Raw genomic sequence first — 22,617 nt, forward strand, 5'->3', positions numbered from 1 at the left:
AGAGAAGAGTTACTATTCTTTGCTGCTGTCTTCTTCCTTTAAGGCTTTAAGCCGGATAATCTCGTCCTGATATTCTTCTTTTTTGTTGTGCCTCAATTCTTTGAGCCGTTCATAGGTATGAATGGCAGCATCCAGCTTTCCCTGGCGTTCATGGATTTGAGCCAGCGTTTCTGAGACAATATCATCTACATTATCAGCTGAAACTTTCTCTTTGTTTTTATCCTTGGATTCTTCTTTTTCGTCCGGACGTATCCGTTTTGATTTAACAGATGAAAGCTTTTGTATAAGTGAATCCAAATTTAAAACGGGCCCCGGCTCCTCAATTAACTGGGTACCTTTTTGAGAGATAACTGTTTCAGAATCGAGAGTCCATGCTTCAAACGTATTGGGGTGGCTCAGATAATAATGCAGCTTCTCGAAAAAGGGGCTTCCCGGGGCAAAAATGCGGGCTTTAAGAGCCTCATCAATGGCCTGCTCATCCATTCCTTCCAAGTGATAAAACCATGCCAGTAAAAAATGTCCTACGGCATCGGGCCCCCTTTTTTTGAGTTGTTTTTTGAGTCGTTTTGTAGCTTTAATGGGCTCCTTGTCAAAATGTTCGGCATATGAAGCCAGTGACTTTGGAATTTTAAATGGTAACTGAGGCATCTGTTATTTTTTACTGATTCCCAACCAATGTTATACGCTTATTATATAAATAGATTTGTGTTGCTCATCAAAATATTCTTCAATACTACCAGCCGCTTACGGCATCATTAAACATGTTGTCAGCTATTTGATTGAGTGCTTCACCAGCTGCAGTTGTTTCTCCTTCAATAGGATTTTCATTGGTATCATAGGTGTCTGATCCACGAAATGTACTGCTCCATTCGGCTTGCTCTTTATCTGTGTATTGAAATGTGGCCCGTACGGAAATGGAAACTTCATTTAAACTGCTTTGCCCTTCGCCGGTTACACTAAAGGGTTCGTTGGCATAACTGACAATAGCTCCCTCTAAAACGGCATCGGCCGCAGCCCGTGAATTCGAAAGCTGCAGTCTTGTTTGATTTATAAATCGATCAACGAGGGCAGTATTTAGTTGATCGCTTAAATTTCCTATACCGCCGGAAGACTGATCGGCAAAGAAGGGTATGTAAACTGAATTTACATCATCCGGGATAGAAGTACCCGTAAAGCTATATCTGAAGCAACCGCTCAGGGCAAAAGCGATGAGTAGTACAGCAAGAATTCCCCGTTTGTTATTGCAGATCATATTGGTCCAGCTTGCGATAAAGGGTTCGTTCGCTAACGCCCAGCGCTTCGGATGCTTTTCGTCGATTACCGTCGAATTTTCTGAGTGCCTGTTCAATTAGAAACTGTTCTGCTTTTTCTATTGAGGGAACTTCATCATCGTTAAAAAACTGATAGAACATATTGTCTTCATCAGATTCTTCTTCAGAAATATCCGCTTCAGCAAAAGATTCAACGCCGCCGATCTCCTCATCAGCAGCATCGCCGACATCGACATCCATATTGACGTCAGACATATTGCTCTGGCTAAACTCATCTTGGATATTTTGGGGAAGGGCTTTCATATTTTTTTGTGAAAATGTTGAATATAGAAAGGTTCCCAGCATCTTTTTTAAATCCCCAATATCGCTTTGTAGCTCAACAAGCGCCCGGTAAATAAGTCGCTGATCATCGTTTCCGAATGGGGCGTTCGATCCGCTTTGTGAATCCTTATCAGCAAGAACAGGCAGGTTGTCGGCCGATCCTTCGTGCTGTCGTCCCTTGAGATACTTTTGGAGTTTCTCGGTATCGATAAATTGAGATTTTTCGAGTACCACCAGCTGTTCGGCCACATTGCGGAGCTCGCGGACGTTGCCCGGCCAACGGTAAGAGATTAAAAGCTCTTTGGCATCATCCGAAAAACCCTTGAATACAGAATCGTATTTAGCAGAAAATTCAGTAACAAACTTTCTGAAAATGGGGATAATGTCATCAGGACGTTCGCGGAGGGGAGGTAGCTTAACTTTTACGGTATCGAGCCGGTAATATAGGTCCTCGCGGAAATCATCGTCCTGAACCAGTTGCCATAGATCCTTATTGGTAGCAGCTAATACTCGAACATCCGTTTGGCGGACGCTACTTGATCCAACCCGAAAGTATTCCCCTGTTTCGAGTACCCGAAGTAGTTTTACCTGGATGTTAGGAGGAGTATCACCAATTTCATCAAGAAAAATTGTACCGCCGTCGGCTTTCTCAAAATATCCTTCTCGTGCTTCATGAGCACCGGTAAAAGCACCTTTTTCGTGTCCGAATAGTTCACTTTCAATAATGCCTTCGGGGATGGCACCACAGTTGACGATGACCATGTTATTATTACTGCGGTGACTTATTTCGTGGATGGCTTTGGCCGTTACATCTTTACCCACGCCGCTTTCGCCTTCCAAAAGTATGGTGATATCGGTGTCAGCTACCTGTATAACTTTGTCAATAACCTGCTTGAGCGCGGCAGATTCTCCAATAAGTCCAAATCGTTCTTGAAATACTTCACGATCCATAGGGGAGAAGCTCGTTTAGAAAATATTTGTGTTAAAACTTTTTTGTACAAGTACAAGTATAAGTAAAGGTAATAATTACTGCTTTAGATACATAAAGATTCAGCAGTAATTATTATAACGGAAGCTGCTTTATAAGCATTTCTCAGGAATTATATGACGATTTGTTTGTCCTGAGCGATTGGAAATAATCGCGTCCCAAATTTTATGCAGCTACTGTTTCCTGGCTAAATTCCTGTATGCTACTCTTTTTGATGAGATCTCCCATCAAGGTGGCAGAGGTACAATCGGTAATTGTTACCTCAACGTAATCACCTTTTCCGATATGCTCTTCGCGATCGAAAACGACCATTTTATTGGTATCCGTACGTCCGCACAGCTGCTCGTCAGACCGCTTGCTGGTTCCTTCAACGAGTACCAGGTGTCGGCGCCCGATTTCTTTCTTGTTAAGTTCTTCTTGGATATTCATTTGTTGCTCGATGATCTCCGAAAGGCGACGTTTCTTAACGTCTTCGGGGACATCGTCTTCGTATTTTCGCTGCGCCAGCGTGCGTCCGCGTTCGGAGTAGGCAAACATATATGCCAGGTCGTACTCGACTTCAGCCATTAACGACATCGTATCCTGATGCTCTTCTTCCGTTTCACCACAGAAACCGGTAATAATATCAGTAGAAAGTGTAACACCCGGAATGATATCACGCATTTTTTCAACAAGATCTAAATACTGCTCCCGGGTATAAGGACGTCGCATGCGTTCCAGTACGTCATTATTACCCGACTGCGCCGGAATATGAATATAATTACAAAGATTTGGTTGCTCGGCAATAATTTCCAGCAGTTCTTCGGGGAAATCTTTGGGATGTGGGGAAGAGAAGCGAATGCGCATCTCCGGATCAACCTGACTGGCTTTGTACATCAGATCAGCAAAAGAATTATCTCCGTCATCATAGGAATTAACATTTTGTCCCAGCAGGGTAACTTCTTTATAGCCCTGATTACTAAGTTGTTGCAGTTCTTCAATAATGCTTTCTGCCGTTCTGCTGCGCTCACGCCCACGGGTGAACGGCACCACGCAGAAAGCGCACATATTGTCGCAGCCGCGCATAATCGTGACAAAAGCATTTACGCCGTTATCGTTACGGCGGACCGGTTTAATATCGGCGTAGGTTTCTTCCAGCGAAAGAATGGTATTAACAGCCTTTTGTCCGTTATCAACATCAGAAAGCAATTTAGGCAGGTCGCGGTAAGCATCGGGACCAACAACGAGATCGACAAGCTCTTCCTTTTCCATAATCTGCTCGCGGATACGTTCGGCCATACAACCCAGCACGCCCACAGTCATATTTTGGTCATCCCGTTCTCTTTTTAGCGCTTTAAATTCTTTAAGGCGATTCCAGACACGCTCTTCGGCATTTTCGCGAACCGAACAGGTGTTGATAAAAATGATTTCGGCCTCTTCCGGTTCGTTAACGGGCTGCATACCTTCCTCCATCAAAATGGAGTTGACGATTTCGGTATCAGAGACGTTCATTTGGCAGCCGTACGTCTCGATGTAAAAGTTGCGTTGATCCACTGTGGCAATGTTTTATTCCTGATTATTTAGACTGGTGAATATAAGGAGAGTTTAGCTCTTTATGAAAGTTTTGAAGTTGCAGGTTTTGAATGTTAAAAGTTGGATATAAATCTAAAAGACAATTATTCGATTTTATGATGTACCGCTAACCATGCTAAAAACCACAACCTGTAACTTTCAACTCACAACTTGTAACTAAACTAATTAGGCCAGGTTTCGGGTGATTTACGCCATTCGGCCAGCGTTTCGAGATCTGATTCATTGACATAATCGTTTTTGCTGGCTACATCGATAAGGGTAGCGTAATCAGTGAGTGTAAACATGGGGACCCCCGTTTTGCCGAAGCGTTTCGTTGCTTTATCAAAGTCGTAGGTAAAAATGCTGAGTACAGCTTCTATTTCTGCGCCAATAAATTGCAGGGCTTCAACCACCGAAATAGCTGAACCTCCGGTCGAAATAAGATCTTCTACAACGACCGTTGTTTCTCCTTTCTGGATGCCGCCTTCGATCTGGTTTCCAAGCCCATACGCTTTTGCTTTGGCGCGGACGTATGACATCGGCTTATCCATATTTTCGGCAATCCAGGCAGCGTGCGGAATGCCGGCCGTGGCTGTACCCGTGATGACCTCCACATTGGGATATTCTTCGGATATGAATTCAACAAATTTCTGGGCGATCTTCTTGCGTATTTTGGGATACCGCATAGTCAGACGGTTATCACAGTAGATAGGTGAATTCCATCCCGATGACCACGTAAATGGATCGTTGGGACGCAGGATAACCGCATTGATGTCCAGTAAGTCAAGTGCAATTTCTTTTGAGAATGTTTGATCAATAATCATATACAATTGTTAATAGTTCGCGTGCTGATCAACGTTAATGATAATAAAAATGTCATTACTGATTGATTAGCATATTGTTAAATAATTTCTAAAATATATAAAAGTCCCTGCATACATATCAGGGCGTATACCCCGGCCAGCAGATCATCAACGAGAATTCCCCAACCTCCGGGAATTTCTTGTAACTTGTTGACGCCAAGTGGTTTTTGAATGTCAAAAAACCGAAAGAAGATAAATCCAACAAACAGCAAGAGCAGATCTTGTGACAGAATTCCGCTAAAGGGAATGGCAATGAACGTCACAGCCTGTCCTGCAAATTCATCCATCACGAGGGGAGAGGGATCGCCGCCCCATTCTTTTTCGCATTCCTCAGATACCCATACGGTGATATAGGAAAATAGTATTGCTAATAAAACCATGCCGTACCATGGACTATATAATCCTACGAAATAGATAGGGAAAAGTGCAAAAAAGCTACCCCATGTTCCCGGGGCGTTTGGTAAAAAACCGGCGTTAAAGAAACTACCGAGTATCGGTTTCAGTTTTGGCATCTTTCTGTATTGAAAATATTTTTCTGTTGATAAAAACGTATTCTATTCCTGAATAAACGGTTATGGCTACGATAATCATCATGAGCCAGCCTAAAATCCCTGATTGGAGAAGTTGTACGCAGTAGCTGCTGAGCCAAACATCCGTTTCTATAAAAACCCCCACTAAAAGTACCAGATAAAGAAAGAACATCTGGCTTAAAGTTTTTGCCTTAGCTGTCAGGCGGGTATCCATCGTGATATTGCGGTAATCGGCCAAGACGCGCATCCCTGTAACTAAAATATCCCGAAAAACAATAACACCAATGGCCCACCAGGGAAATTGCGCGGCATCAATAAAGGGCAAACAGATGAATCCTGCAAAGGTTAAAAATTTGTCGGCCAGGGGATCTAAAAAAACTCCGTATTCCGTTTCAGCGCTGTACATACGGGCGATATACCCGTCAAAAAAATCAGTAACGACAGCCACGGCAAAAATGCCTACACTTAGGGCACGCCATACTACTTCATCCTGAACATACAGGATTAAGAAGATGGGAGCCAATATTATACGGATGGTACTTAATATGTTGGGTATTTGACGCACGGCCCAAAGATAGTAATTGTTATAGAGAATTAAATCTTTTTTGTAGCAGAATAATTAGCTTCGAAAAGCTGCCAGAGTTTGATATTTTGATCAACAATTTTTGCTCAATGTTAAATATTGATGTTACATGGAGTGCCGCATTATATCTATTGGAAATGAATTACTTATTGGTGATACGGTGAACACCAATGCCAGCTGGCTGAGTGATGTGCTTACCGAGATAGGAATTGATGTGACCCACATTTATACGATTGGTGATGATTTAAATACGATGAAAAATATTTTATCGGAGGCGTTGTCATCAACAGATCTTATAGTAACGACAGGTGGGCTTGGCCCTACCCACGACGATATTACCAAACGAGCAGTGGCCGAACTTTTTGATTGCGATCTGGTGCTCGAGGATTCGGTGCTGGAGTTCATTAAAAAGGTCTTTAAGAAGCGAAATATCCCTTTTAGCAAGTCGAATTACCATCAGGCCGAGATACCCGACTGCTGCGAAGTGCTCTTTAATACACAGGGTACAGCTCCGGGCATGTGGTTCGATCGCGGGTCGGTGAAGCTGGCGGTGTTGCCGGGCGTCCCGCATGAGATGAAGCACCTCGTGAATGAAAAGCTGATACCCAAAGTGAGAGCTATCAATGGGGATACGGAATTTCGACGTTCGCACTATATTACCACGGCCGGCATTGGGGAAAGCACGCTCAGCGATGAGATCGTTGGTCCGCTTGGTGATGTGTTGCCCAATCATGTTAGCGTAGCCTACCTGCCGAGTACGCAGGGGACAAAGATTAGGATTAGTGCTTACGGTAATTCGGATAAGGAAATTGATGAGCGGATAGATCCTGTTCGAAATCATATCAGGGAGAAAGCCGAAAAATATATTATCGGAGAAGGAAAAGACCTTAATTTGGAGAAAGCAGTCGGCGACTTATTGGTAGAGCGTGATTTGTCATTAAGTGTTGCTGAGAGTTGTACCGGCGGTTACCTGGCAAATGCCATCACGGATGTCCCGGGCAGCAGTCGCTATTTGATGGGCGGCCTTATTGCGTATGCAAACCAGGTAAAAGTGAATCAGCTTGGGGTTTTGTCGGATGATCTAAATTCTCACGGAGCAGTAAGCAAACCGGTGGCACTTCAGATGGCAAAAGGCGTTGCTTATCAGTTGAATGCTGATATAGGCGTATCAACAACGGGAATCGCCGGTCCGGGCGGTGGAACCGAAGAAAAACCGGTGGGTACGGTTTGGATTGGATTCTGGAGCCAGGAGGAGCATTTTGCGTTGAAAGCTCGCTTTACGAATGACCGCCTGATCAATAAAGAGCGTTCGTCAGCTATTGCTTTAGAAATCATTCGACGATCGATATTGGGAATTGAAGAAATGCCATACGGATTTAAAAAACATCAGGCTTGAAATTATTACGCACAACATACTTACTTTTAATATTGCTGGCAGTTTGCCAGTCGGTGACCGTGGCCCAGGTCGACTCAACCACGGTAGATTCGGTAGCGTTGGATTCTGCGGAAACGGACACGCTCTTTTTGTATCCTCCCGAATTGCCAGATGTAGTTGATGATACTACTTCTTTGAATACTACAGCAGCAGATACACTTTTTCGTTTTCCGTTGAGTTTATCTACACTCCGAGATACGACTACTCAATCTCACTCAGAAGAAGAGAAGGAGCTGTTTAAAGTGAATCCCTGGGAATTTCACGCACCGCTGGGAGCAGAGCGCACGGAAACCGACAGCACATTGCGATGGCAGTATTGGTCGGACTGGACCTATAAACTCAATCGAGCCCCGGGCGTTATCAGCTACCGACTGGGGACAAATATTCGTTCAAATGCCATACAGCGAAATGCTCATGAGCCGCGTCACCAACAATTGTACTGGGAGGATATTTCGTTAAATGATCCCGTATCCGGTATTGTCAACTGGGAGCTGATCCCGCAAAATAAGATTGCTGAATTTTATATTGATGACTTGGGGACTGTGCATGAGTCACGATTTTACCATCACCAGTATTATATAAATAAGCCGCTTTCCAGGCTTATTTACAGCGAAAGCAAGTTCAACTATCGCAACCTGGAGTTTGAAGTGAGCCATAATTTATCGCAGCGAACAAACATAGAGTTGAGCTACTGGGATCGGCGCTCCGGCGGAGAATACAACAACTCTGAAATTACCGGTCGCCAGATTTATTTGAAGGCCAGTCATCATTTAGAAAAAAATAAATACTTGAAGCTTAACTATATCACTAATAATTACGATATCGGTCAGCCTTTTGGGTATAATTTGGCGGATATGCGGACATTTAATTTTGATCGTTATTCTGCCTCAGCCGTTCACCCTTCGGCTACAACCGGGCAAAAGAACAATATACTAACCTTAAATTATTATCACCGTAATCCCGACAGCACGGAAACAGAAGACAATTTCAGGACGGGACTTTTTCATAGAAGTGATGAGCGATTATTGACATTTCCGGGAGATAGTACCGGATATAGCTTAAAATCGGTGGGAGCCAATGTCCGCAAGTGGTGGAATTGGGGAGGTTTGGAGCTGGAGACCGGGGCCAAAGCTGAGTATTTCTTCAATCAAACGCCGGAGAACAGAAGCTTCCCCGCTGATAACTGGGCCACCGCAAAAGCAGACGGGAGTGTACGATTAAATTATATCCCGATTATCGATTTAATGGGCGATGCTGAATTGCAGATGCGATCCGATGGTTTTCAGTCGTATCAGATAAATGCCGAGGGGGAAATTCCCATTGGTGGATTCATCTTGACGGCGGGAGCATCTTCAGGAACCGTTATGCCTACGCCACAGCAGTTGTATTGGAATTCGGGGCAGTTTCAGGGAAATCCCGATCTCAAAAACGAAAAAATACAGGACGTTCGGGGAACATTGAGCTATCATTTTAATCCTGATACGAAGATTGGTATTCGCGGTCAGCACAAAGAGATTACAGACGGCATTATGATGGCAGAAAGCCTTTTCACAAATGTTGATAATTATGCCTCGCAATCAGCTACGGGCTTTTTTGAATGGGATTTAACGAATTTTGAATTTGAGGGATCGGCCGTGTTTCATCGTTTTGCGGATAGTTATTTATCTGCATCCGGTACCATTCCGATGTCGCCCCAGGAACGGGTCTGGTTGAAGGGAAGCGCGTATTGGAAGGGGTATCTGTTTGATCGTGCGACCTACGTAAAGGCTGGTGTTTCGGGGATGGCTGCCCCGTTTCGATATCAGGCTGATCACTACAATCCCGAGTTAAATTATTGGCAGTCGATGAGCGCTGATCAGCAGTTACCGAGATTCAACAGGCTGGATGTGGATATTTCGGCGCGAGTGCGATCTATTATGTTTATTTTACGGTGGGAAAATGTGCTTGACGATGTTAGTCAACTCGGCTACTTTGAGACTGCTCGGTATCCCATGTCGCAGCGCCGGTTTATTTTCAGCGTTCGGGCACTTTTCAGAAATTAAAAAATAATAAAAGGATGAGTTTAGGTTACGTCGTTAAGGAAGGTATGGCCGGAATCGGTCGGGCAAAACTTGCAGCATTTACTTCAATATTCTCGCTGTTTATTGCGGTATTGCTATTGGGGTTATTGGCTCGTTTGGGTTACAACGGTTACGAGGTGGCTCAGTCGCTTAAAAAGTCAATTGATGTAGAAGTATTTTTGATGGATCTGGATGAACGGACAACGAATGAATTGTCCGAGCAACTAAAGGAAGAGGAGCTTGTTCAAGAGGTTTCTTATATATCCAAAGACAGTGCGGCGGCTGTTTTTGAAGAGGAGTTTGGCTCGGCAGGAAGGTCACTGGCGGATCTCAAGTTCCTACCCGCTTCTTTTAAGCTAAATATTAATCCCAATGCCCAGATTTCACAGGTTGATTCGCTGGTCAATCAAATCCAATCTTATCGGGGGGTAGATGAAGTACGGTTTAATCAGCAGTTACTGAAGCGTATAGAATCAAATTTCCAGACTGCTGCGATGGTGGGCGGGGGACTGGGAATTCTCATTTTACTGGCTTCTATGATTTTGGTGTTTAACACTATCCGTTTAACGATTTACGCAAAGCGTGATCTTATTAAAGCTATGAAACTTGTAGGGGCCACCAATGGATTTATTCGCCGTCCATTTGTTGTTGAAGGAATTGTACAGGGATTAATTGCCGGCTTGCTCTCGGTAGGAGTGATGTACGCCACGTTTCACTATTTGCTTCCTGAATACATTCCGCAATTGGGGGTTTTGGAATGGCCTTTTGGTCGCTGGTATTATCTCTGTGGAGCGATGATATTGTTGGCTATGTTCATGGGATTCTGGGGTAGCCAGTGGGCTGCACGCAAGTTTATTAAGAGGACATCCATTTCTGAATAATTTCCTCATCAGATAGTTGGAGTTGTTATCCATGGATGAAGTTTAATCACCTAACTTGTAGAGGGATATCTGGACAAAACCTATCATGATTGGGAAACCTGATAGGTCTCTAAAGTAGTTTTAAAGTGACGACGCAGAGCATCGCCACAAGATATTACTTTAGAACTTAGGGTGTCATTTCGAACAAGCGCAGCGCTGAGAGAAATCTTCGTTTCTCGTGTTGAAAAACCAAGGGCCTCTCACTTTGTTCGAGATGATATCATTACATTAAATGAGTGGTGATCAATAAAATCAGTATTCTACTTCCGCTTATCCTTCACATAAATGGCTTTCGATTGCCCTTCACCGGTAGAGCGTTCTTCAATCTCAAACAGTTTAATAGCTTTCACCAGGTTGCCCAGCTTTCGGTACCCGTAATTACGGGGATCAAATTCGGGAGATTGCTTGGCAATATAGCTACCTACCTGACCGAGATGTGCCCAGCCGCTTTCATCGGATGAGGCTTCGATGGCATTACGTGTTAGGTTGACAAGTTTGGTATCCTGCTTGAGTTCGTTTGTTGACATGCGTTGTATGGAAGAATCCTCGTCCGTTTCTTCTTCGCTACGAAGCACCTCCGTATAGATAAACTTGTCACATGCTGCTACAAAAGGGTCTGGAGTTTTTTGTTCTCCGAATCCATATACAATGAGACCAGCTTCGCGGATGCGGGCTGCCAACTTGGTGAAATCACTGTCGCTTGAAACGATACAAAAACCATCAAACTGGTTGGTATAGAGCAGGTCCATGGCGTCGATAATCATGGCGCTGTCGGTCGCATTTTTTCCGGTAGTATAGCCAAACTGTTGTATTGGCTGGATGGAGTGATCCAGCAGATGATCTTTCCAACCGCGCAGTTTTGTGGATGTCCAGTCACCGTAAATACGTTTTACATTAGCGGTGCCATATTTTGCGATCTCTGCTAAGAGTCCTTCCACAATAGCCGGTTGGGCGTTATCAGCATCGATCAAAACTGCTAATTTATCAGATCTTTCTTGGTCCATAACTTGAAATAATGCAAATTAAACTTCTTGTAACTTCTCTCGCTTAAAGAGATTAATAAGTTACGATTTTACTGCTTAACTCCAAGAAAGAGATGGAGATACAAATCAGTAGATCTCTGAGGATTGTTAACTTTAATTAGCACAGGAATTTATGGAGAGACGATAGCGAAAGGCTTTTTTACGGTAATGGGAAAGGATTGGTACTCAAGAATTAACATTGAGTTAACAAAAGACTCAGAATTTTGAAATACCTTTATACATCGAATTTCAGCATACTTATCACATAGAAACAACCAATACTAAATTACTGAGATAATGGTTAAAAAAATATTTGCACTCTTCCTTTTTAGTGGTGTTTTCTTGTATTCTTGCGGATCAGGCGGATCTCAAAATGAAATAAAAATTGACGGTTCCGGTACGGTGTATCCCATAACCGAAGCCGTAGCTGAGGAATTCCGTAAGGTAGAACCGAATATCAGAGTTTCGATAGGATCATCCGGATCAGGTGCCGGTTTCAAAAAATTTGTACGGGGAGAAACTGAAATATCAAACTCATCCCGGGAAATATCCGAAGAGGAAAAAGCGTTGGCAGAAGAGAATGGCATTGAGTATCAGCAATTCTCTATTGCATTAGATGGGATTTCGATCGTTGCTCACCCCGACAACGATTGGATTAAAACACTTACCCCTGAGGAACTTAATGAAATTTGGAAGGCCGACAGTGAAGTACAACAGTGGAGTGATATACGCGAAGGATGGCCGGATGAAGATATTCGTCTTTATGGTCCAAATACTGCTCATGGTACCTATGACTTTTTTACCGAAACAATAAATGGAGAATCGGGAGCTAGTCGGACTGATTATAATGCGGTGGCTGATTATAACGTAGCTGTACAAGGGATTTCGTCAGATAAATATTCGCTCGGATATTTTGGTCTGGCGTATTATGAAGAAAATGCTGATCAGTTGAAGCTTATCGGAATTGATTCCGGCGATGGGCCCGTTGAACCATCACTGGAAACCGTTAAAGACGGTACATATAAGCCGTTATCACGGTCGCTGTATATTTATGTGGCTAAGAGTGCTGCGAAACGTCCGGCCGTACAAAAATTTGTTGAATTCTATTTTGATAATGCCGGAGAACTGGCAAAGGATGTGGGATATGTGCCTATGCCCGAAGAGGATATTGAAGAACAGAAATCAGCATTTCGCAGCTTTGCCTCAGATACGGTAGCAGCAAATTAATTTAATCGGAGTCCTCTGCTCATTGCTAAGATTTTAGATGAGCAGAGAACTCACCTATTATCCTGGCTCATGAATATTAAAGAGAAAATCATTGAGAAGGTACTGGCTTTATGTGCCTTGATAACCATTCTCACAACGGCCGGTATTGTTGGGGTATTATTGTTTGAGGCTATTGGTTTTTTTAGAGAGGTTTCAATCATTGATTTCCTGACTGGTACCGAATGGACCCCTCTGTTCGCGGAAAAGAATTACGGAATTCTCCCGCTCGTGTCGGGTACGTTGCTGACAACATTTATTGCCATTGCAGTGGCCTTGCCCGTTGGGTTAACCATTGCCATCTATTTGAATGAATATGCCCCCAAGCGGTTTAAAAAAGTGCTAAAACCACTCTTGGAAGTCTTGGCAGTGGTACCTACCGTTGTGTATGGTTTCTTTGCGCTGATGATCGTAACCCCCTTTCTAAAGCTTTTTATTCCTGACTTATCTGGATTCAACGCGCTTTCCCCTGGTATTGTAATGGGGATTATGATTATTCCTTTTGTGTCTTCACTAAGTGAGGATGCGTTGGCTGCGGTTCCTGATTCGCTACGTCAGGCCTCTTATGGGATGGGATCAACACGATTTCAAACGGCTTTTCGAGTAATGGTTCCGGCAGCTTCGTCGGGTATTATGGTTTCCATTATTCTGGCACTGTCTCGTGCTATTGGTGAAACGATGATTGTTGCTATTGCTGCGGGACAGACACCGGTATTTACCTTCGATCCCACGGTACCTATTGAAACAATTACTGCTTATATCGTGAAGGTCAGCTCGGGTGACGTGCCACAGGGAACCGTGGCTTACCAAACGATATTTGCCGCGGGTATCACATTGTTTGTGGTCACATTTATCTTGAATAATATCAGTTTCTGGATTAAAAACAGGTATCAGGAAAAGTATGAATAACGCTAAGATCAACAGACTAAAAGACAAGGTGTTTAAATACGTAGGCATCTTTTCTAGCATAATTGGCATTGTGATTCTGGCCATTTTTATAGGGTTCGTTATTTATATGGGGATCCAACGCCTAAGCTGGGATTTTATGGTCCAGTTACCCTCGCGATTTGCCGAAGAGTCGGGTATTTATACTGCTTGGATGGGCACCATTTGGATCATGGTATTTACAACGCTAATCTCATTCCCACTGGGGGTTGGCGCAGGCATTTATCTGGAAGAGTATGGGAAGAACAACATGTGGAGTTCTTTCCTTGAAATTAATATTTCCAATCTGGCCAGCGTACCATCTATTATTTACGGCCTGCTTGGATTGGGGGTTTTTGTACGCATGATGGATATGGGGAATAGTATTTTAGCCGGGGCACTTACCTTATCGTTATTAATATTACCGATCATTATTGTATCAACCCGAGAAGCCATCAAAGCGGTTCCAAGCTCTATCAGGGATGCCTCAAATGCGTTGGGTGCTTCTAAATGGCAAACGATATGGCATCAGGTTTTACCGGCCTCTTTTGGAGGGATCTTAACGGGAGTGATCCTGGCATTATCACGTGCTATCGGAGAGACAGCTCCCCTTATTGTAGTTGGTGCTTTGGTATATGTGCCATTTGCACCTGAAAATCCGCTGGATGAATTTACAGTATTGCCGGTACAAATTTATAATTGGGTGTCGCGTCCACAAGAAGAGTTTATCATCAATGCGGCAGCCGCTATTATTGTACTTCTCGGAATCACCTTTATCATGAATGGCATAGCGGTATATTTACGAAACAAGTGGCAAAGCAAAATGGAGTGGTAATCTCTATCTTTTTTTAATTTCTTAAGTGATTAGTATGGATTCGGAAACAACAAGTCAACAACCTGAAACGTCAAAAGTGAAAACTAAGCCAAAGCTGAACCCCAATAACCGTTCTTTCAAGCTGCAGGCTAAAAATATAGATGTTTTTTACGATGACTTTCAGGCTATTGAAAATATCAGCCTAGATATCGTAGAACAATCCATAACGGCTTTTATTGGTCCTTCGGGATGTGGGAAATCAACATTTTTACGGCTGTTTAACCGCATGAATGACAATATTGATGGCTTCCACATGAATGGTAAGATCCTGATAGACAATAAGAATATTTATGACGAGTCGATTAAAGTAGAAGAGCTTCGCAAAAGGGTAGGAATGGTTTTTCAAAAACCGAATCCTTTTCCAAAGTCTGTTTATGAAAATGTCGCCTATGGGTTGCGCATACAAGGTGTTAAAGATGAGGAATTTATTGAAAATCGCGTTATTGAATCGCTGAAACAAGCTACGCTTTACAACGAGATTGAAGGGAAACTGGAAAAACAGGCGCTGGCTCTTTCGGGTGGACAGCAGCAGCGACTTTGTATTGCCCGGGCACTGGCGGTAAAGCCATCGGTGCTGTTGATGGACGAGCCTACCTCGGCGCTTGATCCAATATCATCCGGAAAAATTGAAGATTTGATTCACGAGCTTAAAAAGGAATTTACGATCGTTATTGTAACCCATAACATGCAGCAAGCGGCCCGCGTAAGTGATAACACCGCTTTCTTGTATATGGGTAGGTTAATAGAATACGGCGATACGCAAAAAATATTTACCAATCCGGAGAAAGATCGCACACAAAACTATATTACCGGACGATTTGGATAATAATTTATCAGTCAGTCAACTATTTAAAACTCTTTAATAATGGCACCACAACACTTGGACAGCGAACTTAAGTTATTAAAAGATAACGTTCTGGAGCTGATGTTTTTGGTTAAAAATCAGCTTGAAAAGGGACAAAAAGCGCTTGATAATTTTGATGAGGAGTTAGCTCACGAGATAATGGCCAACGAAAAAAGGGTAGATAGCCTGGAACTTACCATAGATCGGGATTGCGAAAATTTGTTGGCTCTGCATAATCCGGTAGCCGTAGACTTACGTTTTGTGATGGCGGCTTTTAAAATAAATTCTGATCTGGAAAGAATCGGTGACCATGCTAACAGTATAGCCAAATACATTGTGGATTTTGGGCGTAAAATAGATGAAGAGAACATGAAAACCATGCGTCTTGATGAAATGTATGATACGGCAAACAAAATGGTGAGTAATATATTTAATGCTTTTATCACCGAAGACACAGGACTTGCACGAAAAGTTTTTCGATTGGATGAGACTTTGAATCAAATAAACAGAGAGGTATCAGGGTCAACGGCTGAGCTTATTGAGCAGGATGTCAGTCAGACCAAAAACTACTTGTATCTGTTTTCGATCGTCAGAAAACTGGAACGAGTGGGAGATTTGTCGAAAAATATTGCCGAAGAGCTCATCTTCTATCTTGAAGCCAAGGTGCTCAAGCATAAAAAGATGAAAACAAAAAATAATAACGACCACGGGGAACCGGATAAGTCGTAGTTTTTAAATAGGGATTTAAACTGCAGTTTTACGAATCCTACCGCCAAGTACCTTACTAATTTCTGCAGTTATTTAAGTAAAAACTGATCAGCACAAAAAACAAAAATTATTATGAAACGCTTAGCATTACTATGCCTGCTATTTATTGGTTTTTCTGCCACGCAATCATTTGCACAAATCACCATAGGTGATGATGCCACCCTCAGTGGGCGGGTTTATAGTGACTATTACTGGATGGCCCAGCATCACAACGAAGATATAGACGGGAAAAATGGATTTTGGTTTCGTCGTATTTATATGACCTATAATCGGGATCTGAATGAATCCATTTCTACAAGAGTTCGTCTTGAAATGAATTCGGCCGGTGACTTTCAATCTGGTACAGAGATGATACCCAACGTCAAAGATGCTTATCTGAAATGGCAAAATGAGAACCATCAAATTTTAGCTGGTATCTCAAGTTCTCCTACGTTTGGATTAACCGAAGATGTTTGGGGCTATCGGTCTGTCGAAAAATCGCCGCAAGATTTATACGATTTCGGCAGTTCACGCGATTTTGGATTAGCTTTTAAAGGGCGACTTGGCCAGGCAGGAGATCTCAACTATCACTTATTTGTTGGGAATGGGAACGGCAACAAGCCTGATGTCAACCGAGGTAAAAAAGTAATGTTGTCACTGGGGTATAATCTTACCGACAAGATTGTTATTGAAGGATACGGGGATTATAACAGTCAGACTAACGATCCCGACAGCTATACCGCACAGCTTTTTGGAGGCTATGAATCTGAAAAGCTGAATGTAGGCGCACTTTATTCTAACCAGTACCATGAGGGGCAACTTGGTTTATCCGCACAGAGCCTGGATCTTGTATCCGTGTTTACCAATTTTAAAATAAATGATACAACAAAAGGATTCTTGCGTGCCGATCATCTTTTCGACGGATATATGGGCGGCAGTGGCAACTCGTACATTCCGTTTGCTGAGGATGTAGAGTCTACCTTTCTCGTTGGAGGAGCCGACTTTTTACTTGCTGATCAGGTACACCTGATGCCCAATATCGAAGCAATTATATATGGAAAAAATGGGCAGGGTATTTCACCGGATACTGATATTATACCACGGCTGACGCTTTCCTGGGAGTTTTAGTCATTAAGTTTATTCTGAATAAAGCTTCCTGGAGGAACTGGTCAAAATAATTCTCCCCTCGAGAGGAGTACCGCGAAGTGGCGAGGGGGTATTAATACTTCCATTGTACATTATTCGTAGCATAGTTCGATAACCTGTCCCATTTGCATTAATTAATCAAGGTGAGTATTTAACGGGTATTAACATTAATCCATAAAGCTGGTTACATTAGGCCGTTGTGTAATTTTAACGAATACTGATTTTGTGGGCTCCGAAGTTACTCTAAAGCATATTGCCGATGCGTTGGGCGTTTCAGCAATGACTGTTTCCCGTGCTTTAAATGATCGGGATAACGTAGATAAAAAAACGAAGCAGCGCGTCCGCGAAAAAGCTCAGAGTATGGGCTATACTCCCAATCGAGTGGCCAAAAGTTTAGTTTCCCGAAAAACCCATACGCTTGGTGTTGTTATCCCTGAAATCACCCATGCTTTTTTTCCCGAAGTAGTTCGGGGTATTGAGGAAGTCGCGTATAAGTCAGATTATCAGCTTTTTCTAACCAATGCCAACGAGTTGTTTAGTCGTGAAAAGGAAGCGATTGAGACATTACGGAGTCAGCGCGTGGATGGACTACTCATTTCATCATCCCTGACCCGTGAGGATTATTCCTTTTATGAAAGCATCATTGAAGGGGGTGCAAAAGTAGTATTTTTTGATCGCTGTATTGAAAATATCGGAGCGAGTTGCGTAAGCGTAAATGACCGGGAGAGTAGCCAGAAAATAACGGAGCACTTAATTACAGAACATGGCTATACCAAAATTGCCCACCTGAGTGGACCACAGAAAGTTTCTATCGGTAAAGAGCGACTACAGGGCTATAAAGAAGCGCTCAATGCCCATAATTTAGCATTAAATGAAGAGTGGATTATTCAGGCTGGATTTAAAGAGGATACCGGATATGAGGCAATGATTGAGCTATTGGAAAAGGGGAGAGAAGAGCTTCCCGAGGCTATCGTTTCGGTTAATGACCCCACCGCCATTGGTGCTATTGAAGCCATCAAAGAGTACGGACTAACAATTCCTGATGATATTGCCATTGTAGGATTTACGGATGACATCCGGTCCTCCTTACTGGATGTTCCGCTGACGACCGTACATCAGCCTGCCTACCAAATGGGAGAACGGGCCGCAAGAAAACTGATCAGTGTTATTGAAGAGGATGATACAACTGTGGAAAAAATTGAAGTGCCCACTACGCTTAAAATACGATCTTCCTGCGGTTGTTAAGTTTTTTTAGTCATTAAACTTTCTAAAAATAGATTTCAGCTTTAATCCTGTTTGATAAATTCTGTTATTGTATTATATTTTTAATCAGTGATGTTATCGTTAACATTTGGTATAAGTATTTTCTGTGAAACCGGTTTCAACTTTTAGGGCATATTCCCATGGCTCGGAAATATATTTCACTTGTTATTTTAAGCTTGTCAATATTGGGCTGCCAGGGGGATTCGCCTACCATTGGTGATAACAATAGAAATGACGGAAATGAATCAAATCCTCCAGCTGAAGAAAAGACTGAATTTTTGATGGGGGCCGACCTGTCGTATGTGAATCAGATCTTAGATCACGGGGGTACGTATCGGGATTCTGGCGCGGTCGAAAATCCCTATAAAATATTCAGCGACTATGGGACTGATGTGGTACGTCTTCGGCTGTGGCATGATCCCGAGTGGACGGCCAATGTGTACGAGGGAGAGGATAACCCAATGTATAATGATCTTGCCGATGTGACGCGTGCCATTGGTGAAGCCAAGAAACATGATATGGCCGTTAACCTGGATTTTCACTATTCGGATACTTGGGCTGATCCCGAACAACAAAATATTCCCGAGGCCTGGAGAGATATTACTAATTTGGAGCAGCTGAAGGATGCTGTTTACAGCTATACCACAGAAACTCTGCAGCATTTAGAAGATGAAGGCTTGATGCCGGAGTATGTGCAAATCGGCAATGAGATCAATTGCGGACTCCTGTATTCCAATGCACCGCAGGGTTTTCCTCCGCTTAATGTCTGTAATGAAAATTGGTCGAATACCGGCGAAGTAATCAATAGCGGTATCCAAGCTGTCCGAGATGTGTCGTCCAATTCGGATGTGGACACTAAAATTATTCTGCATATCGCTCAGCCTGAAAATGTGAAGTGGTGGTTTGACAATATTACCACTTCAGGTAGTGTAACTGATTTTGAGATCATCGGCTTTTCCTATTATACGCCTTGGTCTGAGGTGTCACTGAATCAAATTAGTGATTACATTTCTGATTTTCGCAGTAGTTTTGACAAAGAAGTCATGATTGTGGAGGCGGCTTATCCGTGGACGATGGATTATGCTGATGACTATAACAATCAATTCGGGCAAAGTGCGCTTGTGGATGGATATCCTGCCACCAAAGAAGGTCAGCGCAATTTTATGATTGATCTTACAAAAGAAATTATGGACGGTGGCGGAACGGGACTCATGTACTGGGAGCCGGCTTGGATTACATCCGACATGAAAGACCGATGGGGGACCGGCTCATCATGGGAAAATAATACGCTTTTCGACTTTGAAGGCAATGTCCATCAGGGTATCGAATATATCGATTATGATTACGATAGCAATTAGCGGATAAAATTTAAATGGAATAAGCGATTAGGATTTATGAATGCAGATAGCAAGTCTTTTCTGAAAACTCTTTGCGTTGGTTGGGTTTTTCTGATGACTGCCGGAGTTATGCAGCTTGCGGAAGCCCAACAACAATCGTTGGTAGAAGTGGATGAAGAAGGCGTAATGCGCTTTGTTGATTCAGGTGAGGAAGCCGCTTTTTTTGGCGTTAATTATTCACCACCGTTTGCCCATAGTTACCGCGCTATCAATCAGTTAGGAAGGAGTCATAAAAAAATTATAGATCAGGATGTTTACCATTTTGCTCGCCTCGGTTTTGACGGATTCCGCCTGCATGTATGGGATACGGAGATCAGTGACAGTCTCGGACATCTGGTAGAAAATGAGCATTTGGATTTGCTTGACTACAAGTTGGCAAAATTAAAACAGCGGGGCATCAAAGCAGTACTTACGCCCATCACCTATTATGACAATGGGTACCCCGAGCCACCGACCGAAACAAATGGTTTTGCTAATTATATTTCCAAAGAAGAAGCGCCCAAGAATCCTGAGTTTTGGCCGGTGATCAAGCGGTATCTCACGGAGTTTATAAATCACAAAAATCCATATACCGGACTTACCTATAAGGAAGATCCCAATATTATTGCTATTGAGATTGATAATGAGCCTACTCATAGCGGCAGTCAGGATTCGGTGACCAGCTATATAAATATGCTGGCTGATCACCTGCGTGATAATGGACTTAAAAAACCGATATTTTATAACATCGCTCAGAATCCGTCGATGGCTGAAGGGGTTATGAATGCCGATATTGACGGCACGACCTTTCAGTGGTATCCCGGAGGATTGGTAGGCGGGGAGGAGATCACTAAAAATTATCTGCCCTATATTGATGAGTATCCCATTCCTTTTGCGGACAAAGAAAATTTCCGAACCAAGGCGCAAATGGTTTATGAGTTTGATTCTGCCGATTTTCTGAAACCGTACACTTATCCGGCTATGGCACGTAGCTTTCGGGAGGCGGGTTTTCAATGGGCTTCGCAGTTTGCCTACGATCCTATGGCTATGGGTCACGTCAATACCGATTACCGGACGCATTATTTAAACATGGCATATACGCCGTCGAAAGCAGTAAGTATGAAAATTGCCTCCGCGGCATTCCATCAGCTTGAACGAGATAAAAGCTATGGTCGGTATCCGCAGAATAATACATTTGGAGATTTTGAGGTGAGCCACAAAAAGGGATTAAGTCAATTTAACGCCGATACTTCTTTTTTCTATTCAAATGATACGGAAACCGCCCCGAAAGACGCTCAGGCGTTAAAACACGTTGCCGGTGTTGGCAGTTCGCCGTTGGTTTCATACGAGGGGGCAGGCGCCTACTTTTTGGATAAGATTAGCGACGGCATTTGGCGCCTCGAAGTAATGCCTGATGCCATTCAAATTCGCGATCCGTTTGACGTTGTCGCCCTCGATAAACGACTGACGTGGATTGAATGGAAAAGTCATAATATGATTATTGACTTACCTGATCTTGGGAATTCGTTTCAGGTGAAAGGGATCAATGAGGGCAATGATCAACAGATACAGGCTAAGGATGGATCTTTTACGATATCGCCGGGGGCTTATTTAGTGTATCGGGATAAACAGGCTACTAATCTTCCTGCTAATGATTATCAAATGGGCAATATTCGCATTAATGAGTTTGTAACTCCGCCCGAAACAAACAGTGAGCCGGTTGTCGGACATGAATCTCCATCCGGTGTTCGAGCTGACAAACCCCTCACCATTAAAGCAAAAGCAGCTTCACTAAAAGATACTGACAAAGTGAGTTTGGTGATGCAGAGTGGTTGGGAGACCAAAGATGTTTCTATGAAAAAAACATCTACTTATACCTTTGAAGCAAGCATTTCGGCCGACGAATTATATCCCGGCACCATTAACTATTGGATTACCGTAGATCGGGAAGATAAAACGCTCACCTTTCCCGGCGGATATGAGGGGCATCCCGGCGATTGGGACTATCATCACGATGAGCAATACCATATGGAGGCTTATGAAACTGATGCTGCAATTGATCTATTTACGGCCGCCGAGGATGGATACGATAATATAAATACTGCTTTCACAACCTGGAACAGCGACAACGGTTTTGAGCTTATATCCACAAATACTGCCGGCAGCCGTGCGATACAAGCATTTGCCGGTGAAGATCTAACGAAAGAAAATGAAACGCTGGGCTGGAATCTTATTCTGGGAGATAAATTAGAGCATGTAGGACAGTCAGTTGACCAATCTGATTTATTTGCGGTGAACGTAAAAGGAGGTAAAGTGCGAGGAAATATAAAAGCCATAGTGGTGTTGGAGGATGGCACTTCGTACAGTTCAATAATTGAGCTGTCGAATCAGTTTGAGACGCATAAGTTGCCATTCTCTGCTTTTAAGTCTGATTCGATGATGCTGCTCCCTCGACCATATCCCACTTTTTTACCGCTTTGGTTTAAGGCAGATTTAGATGGGACTCTTGATCCATCAAAGATAGAAGAAATACAATTCGTCTTTGTTCCGGCTGATGGGAGCTCAGTGGTGGAAGAGAACAGCAATTTTGCCGTGGAGTCAGTATGGATTGAACAATCAAAAAATTAAATAGCAGA

20 protein-coding genes are annotated in these 22,617 nt (G+C 43.1%); 12 read left to right on the forward strand and 8 right to left on the reverse strand.

Features of this window, described 5'->3' with window-relative positions; translation table 11 throughout:
• Window positions 1–12: 12 nt before the first annotated feature.
• The 7 genes from ACQ4LT_RS05010 to ACQ4LT_RS05040 all read right to left on the reverse strand — a co-directional run bounded on the left by ACQ4LT_RS05010 (window position 13) and on the right by ACQ4LT_RS05040 (window position 6,089).
• Window positions 13–648: a hypothetical protein gene (locus tag ACQ4LT_RS05010; protein WP_445664922.1), complete on the reverse strand. Its 636-nt coding sequence runs from the start codon at window positions 646–648 to the stop codon at window positions 13–15.
• A gap of 85 nt (window positions 649–733) precedes the next feature.
• Complete coding sequence (gene lptE, locus ACQ4LT_RS05015) at window positions 734–1,252, reverse strand: LPS assembly lipoprotein LptE (RefSeq protein ID WP_445664923.1); 519 nt, start codon at window positions 1,250–1,252, stop codon at window positions 734–736.
• Window positions 1,239–2,543 (reverse strand): sigma-54 interaction domain-containing protein, encoded by a 1,305-nt coding sequence (locus tag ACQ4LT_RS05020; RefSeq protein WP_445664924.1) that lies wholly within the window; start codon window positions 2,541–2,543, stop codon window positions 1,239–1,241. Before ACQ4LT_RS05020 ends, lptE begins: the two co-directional genes overlap by 14 nt.
• Window positions 2,544–2,745: 202 nt before the next feature.
• A complete protein-coding gene (gene miaB, locus ACQ4LT_RS05025) occupies window positions 2,746–4,113 on the reverse strand; it encodes a tRNA (N6-isopentenyl adenosine(37)-C2)-methylthiotransferase MiaB (RefSeq protein ID WP_445664925.1) in 1,368 nt (455 codons plus the stop codon).
• 200 nt (window positions 4,114–4,313) lie between these two features.
• Window positions 4,314–4,955 carry an orotate phosphoribosyltransferase gene (gene pyrE, locus ACQ4LT_RS05030; RefSeq protein ID WP_445664926.1) on the reverse strand — a complete coding sequence of 214 codons (642 nt, stop codon included), beginning with the start codon at window positions 4,953–4,955 and terminating at the stop codon, window positions 4,314–4,316.
• A 77-nt stretch (window positions 4,956–5,032) separates the two neighbouring features.
• The gene (locus ACQ4LT_RS05035) at window positions 5,033–5,506 is read right to left on the reverse strand and encodes a phosphatidylglycerophosphatase A family protein (RefSeq protein WP_445664927.1); all 474 of its coding nucleotides are present in this window, start codon (window positions 5,504–5,506) and stop codon (window positions 5,033–5,035) included.
• A complete protein-coding gene (locus ACQ4LT_RS05040) occupies window positions 5,478–6,089 on the reverse strand; it encodes a CDP-alcohol phosphatidyltransferase family protein (protein WP_445664928.1) in 612 nt (203 codons plus the stop codon). The genes ACQ4LT_RS05035 and ACQ4LT_RS05040 overlap by 29 nt, the downstream gene beginning before the upstream one ends.
• A 127-nt stretch (window positions 6,090–6,216) precedes the next feature.
• Here ACQ4LT_RS05040 and ACQ4LT_RS05045 point away from each other — a divergent pair, with 127 nt between their 5' ends.
• From ACQ4LT_RS05045 to ACQ4LT_RS05055, 3 genes are read left to right on the forward strand one after another with little or no spacing between them, the layout of a single operon-like run.
• Complete coding sequence (locus ACQ4LT_RS05045) at window positions 6,217–7,503, forward strand: competence/damage-inducible protein A (protein ID WP_445664929.1); 1,287 nt, start codon at window positions 6,217–6,219, stop codon at window positions 7,501–7,503.
• On the forward strand, window positions 7,500–9,584 hold the full coding sequence (locus ACQ4LT_RS05050; RefSeq protein WP_445664930.1) for a putative porin: 2,085 nt from the start codon (window positions 7,500–7,502) through the stop codon (window positions 9,582–9,584). Before ACQ4LT_RS05045 ends, ACQ4LT_RS05050 begins: the two co-directional genes overlap by 4 nt.
• A gap of 14 nt (window positions 9,585–9,598) precedes the next feature.
• Window positions 9,599–10,483 (forward strand): cell division protein FtsX, encoded by an 885-nt coding sequence (locus tag ACQ4LT_RS05055; protein ID WP_445664931.1) that lies wholly within the window; start codon window positions 9,599–9,601, stop codon window positions 10,481–10,483.
• Between the two features lie 299 nt (window positions 10,484–10,782).
• Here ACQ4LT_RS05055 and ACQ4LT_RS05060 read toward each other — a convergent pair whose 3' ends face one another.
• Window positions 10,783–11,526: an NYN domain-containing protein gene (locus ACQ4LT_RS05060; protein ID WP_445664932.1), complete on the reverse strand. Its 744-nt coding sequence runs from the start codon at window positions 11,524–11,526 to the stop codon at window positions 10,783–10,785.
• A gap of 315 nt (window positions 11,527–11,841) precedes the next feature.
• Here ACQ4LT_RS05060 and ACQ4LT_RS05065 point away from each other — a divergent pair, with 315 nt between their 5' ends.
• The 9 genes from ACQ4LT_RS05065 (at window position 11,842) to ACQ4LT_RS05105 (ending at window position 22,609) form a co-directional block, all read left to right on the forward strand.
• On the forward strand, window positions 11,842–12,771 hold the full coding sequence (locus tag ACQ4LT_RS05065) for a PstS family phosphate ABC transporter substrate-binding protein (RefSeq protein WP_445664933.1): 930 nt from the start codon (window positions 11,842–11,844) through the stop codon (window positions 12,769–12,771).
• A 69-nt stretch (window positions 12,772–12,840) separates the two neighbouring features.
• Window positions 12,841–13,716 carry a phosphate ABC transporter permease subunit PstC gene (pstC, locus tag ACQ4LT_RS05070; protein WP_445664934.1) on the forward strand — a complete coding sequence of 292 codons (876 nt, stop codon included), beginning with the start codon at window positions 12,841–12,843 and terminating at the stop codon, window positions 13,714–13,716.
• Entirely contained in the window at window positions 13,709–14,566 is an 858-nt protein-coding gene (gene pstA, locus ACQ4LT_RS05075) for a phosphate ABC transporter permease PstA (protein ID WP_445664935.1), read from the forward strand. The genes pstC and pstA overlap by 8 nt, the downstream gene beginning before the upstream one ends.
• A 34-nt stretch (window positions 14,567–14,600) precedes the next feature.
• Window positions 14,601–15,431, forward strand: a complete 831-nt coding sequence (pstB, locus tag ACQ4LT_RS05080) for a phosphate ABC transporter ATP-binding protein PstB (RefSeq protein ID WP_445664936.1) — start codon at window positions 14,601–14,603, stop codon at window positions 15,429–15,431.
• Window positions 15,432–15,470: 39 nt separating this feature from the next.
• Entirely contained in the window at window positions 15,471–16,178 is a 708-nt protein-coding gene (gene phoU / locus ACQ4LT_RS05085; RefSeq protein ID WP_445664937.1) for a phosphate signaling complex protein PhoU, read from the forward strand.
• A gap of 111 nt (window positions 16,179–16,289) precedes the next feature.
• Window positions 16,290–17,324 (forward strand): porin, encoded by a 1,035-nt coding sequence (locus tag ACQ4LT_RS05090; RefSeq protein ID WP_445664938.1) that lies wholly within the window; start codon window positions 16,290–16,292, stop codon window positions 17,322–17,324.
• A gap of 243 nt (window positions 17,325–17,567) precedes the next feature.
• A complete protein-coding gene (locus ACQ4LT_RS05095; protein ID WP_445664939.1) occupies window positions 17,568–18,587 on the forward strand; it encodes a LacI family DNA-binding transcriptional regulator in 1,020 nt (339 codons plus the stop codon).
• A gap of 158 nt (window positions 18,588–18,745) precedes the next feature.
• Complete coding sequence (locus tag ACQ4LT_RS05100) at window positions 18,746–19,963, forward strand: glycoside hydrolase family 53 protein (protein WP_445664940.1); 1,218 nt, start codon at window positions 18,746–18,748, stop codon at window positions 19,961–19,963.
• A gap of 36 nt (window positions 19,964–19,999) precedes the next feature.
• Window positions 20,000–22,609: a membrane or secreted protein gene (locus ACQ4LT_RS05105; protein WP_445664941.1), complete on the forward strand. Its 2,610-nt coding sequence runs from the start codon at window positions 20,000–20,002 to the stop codon at window positions 22,607–22,609.
• Window positions 22,610–22,617: the final 8 nt, after the last annotated feature.

This window comes from Fodinibius sp. AD559 (assembly GCF_052712805.1).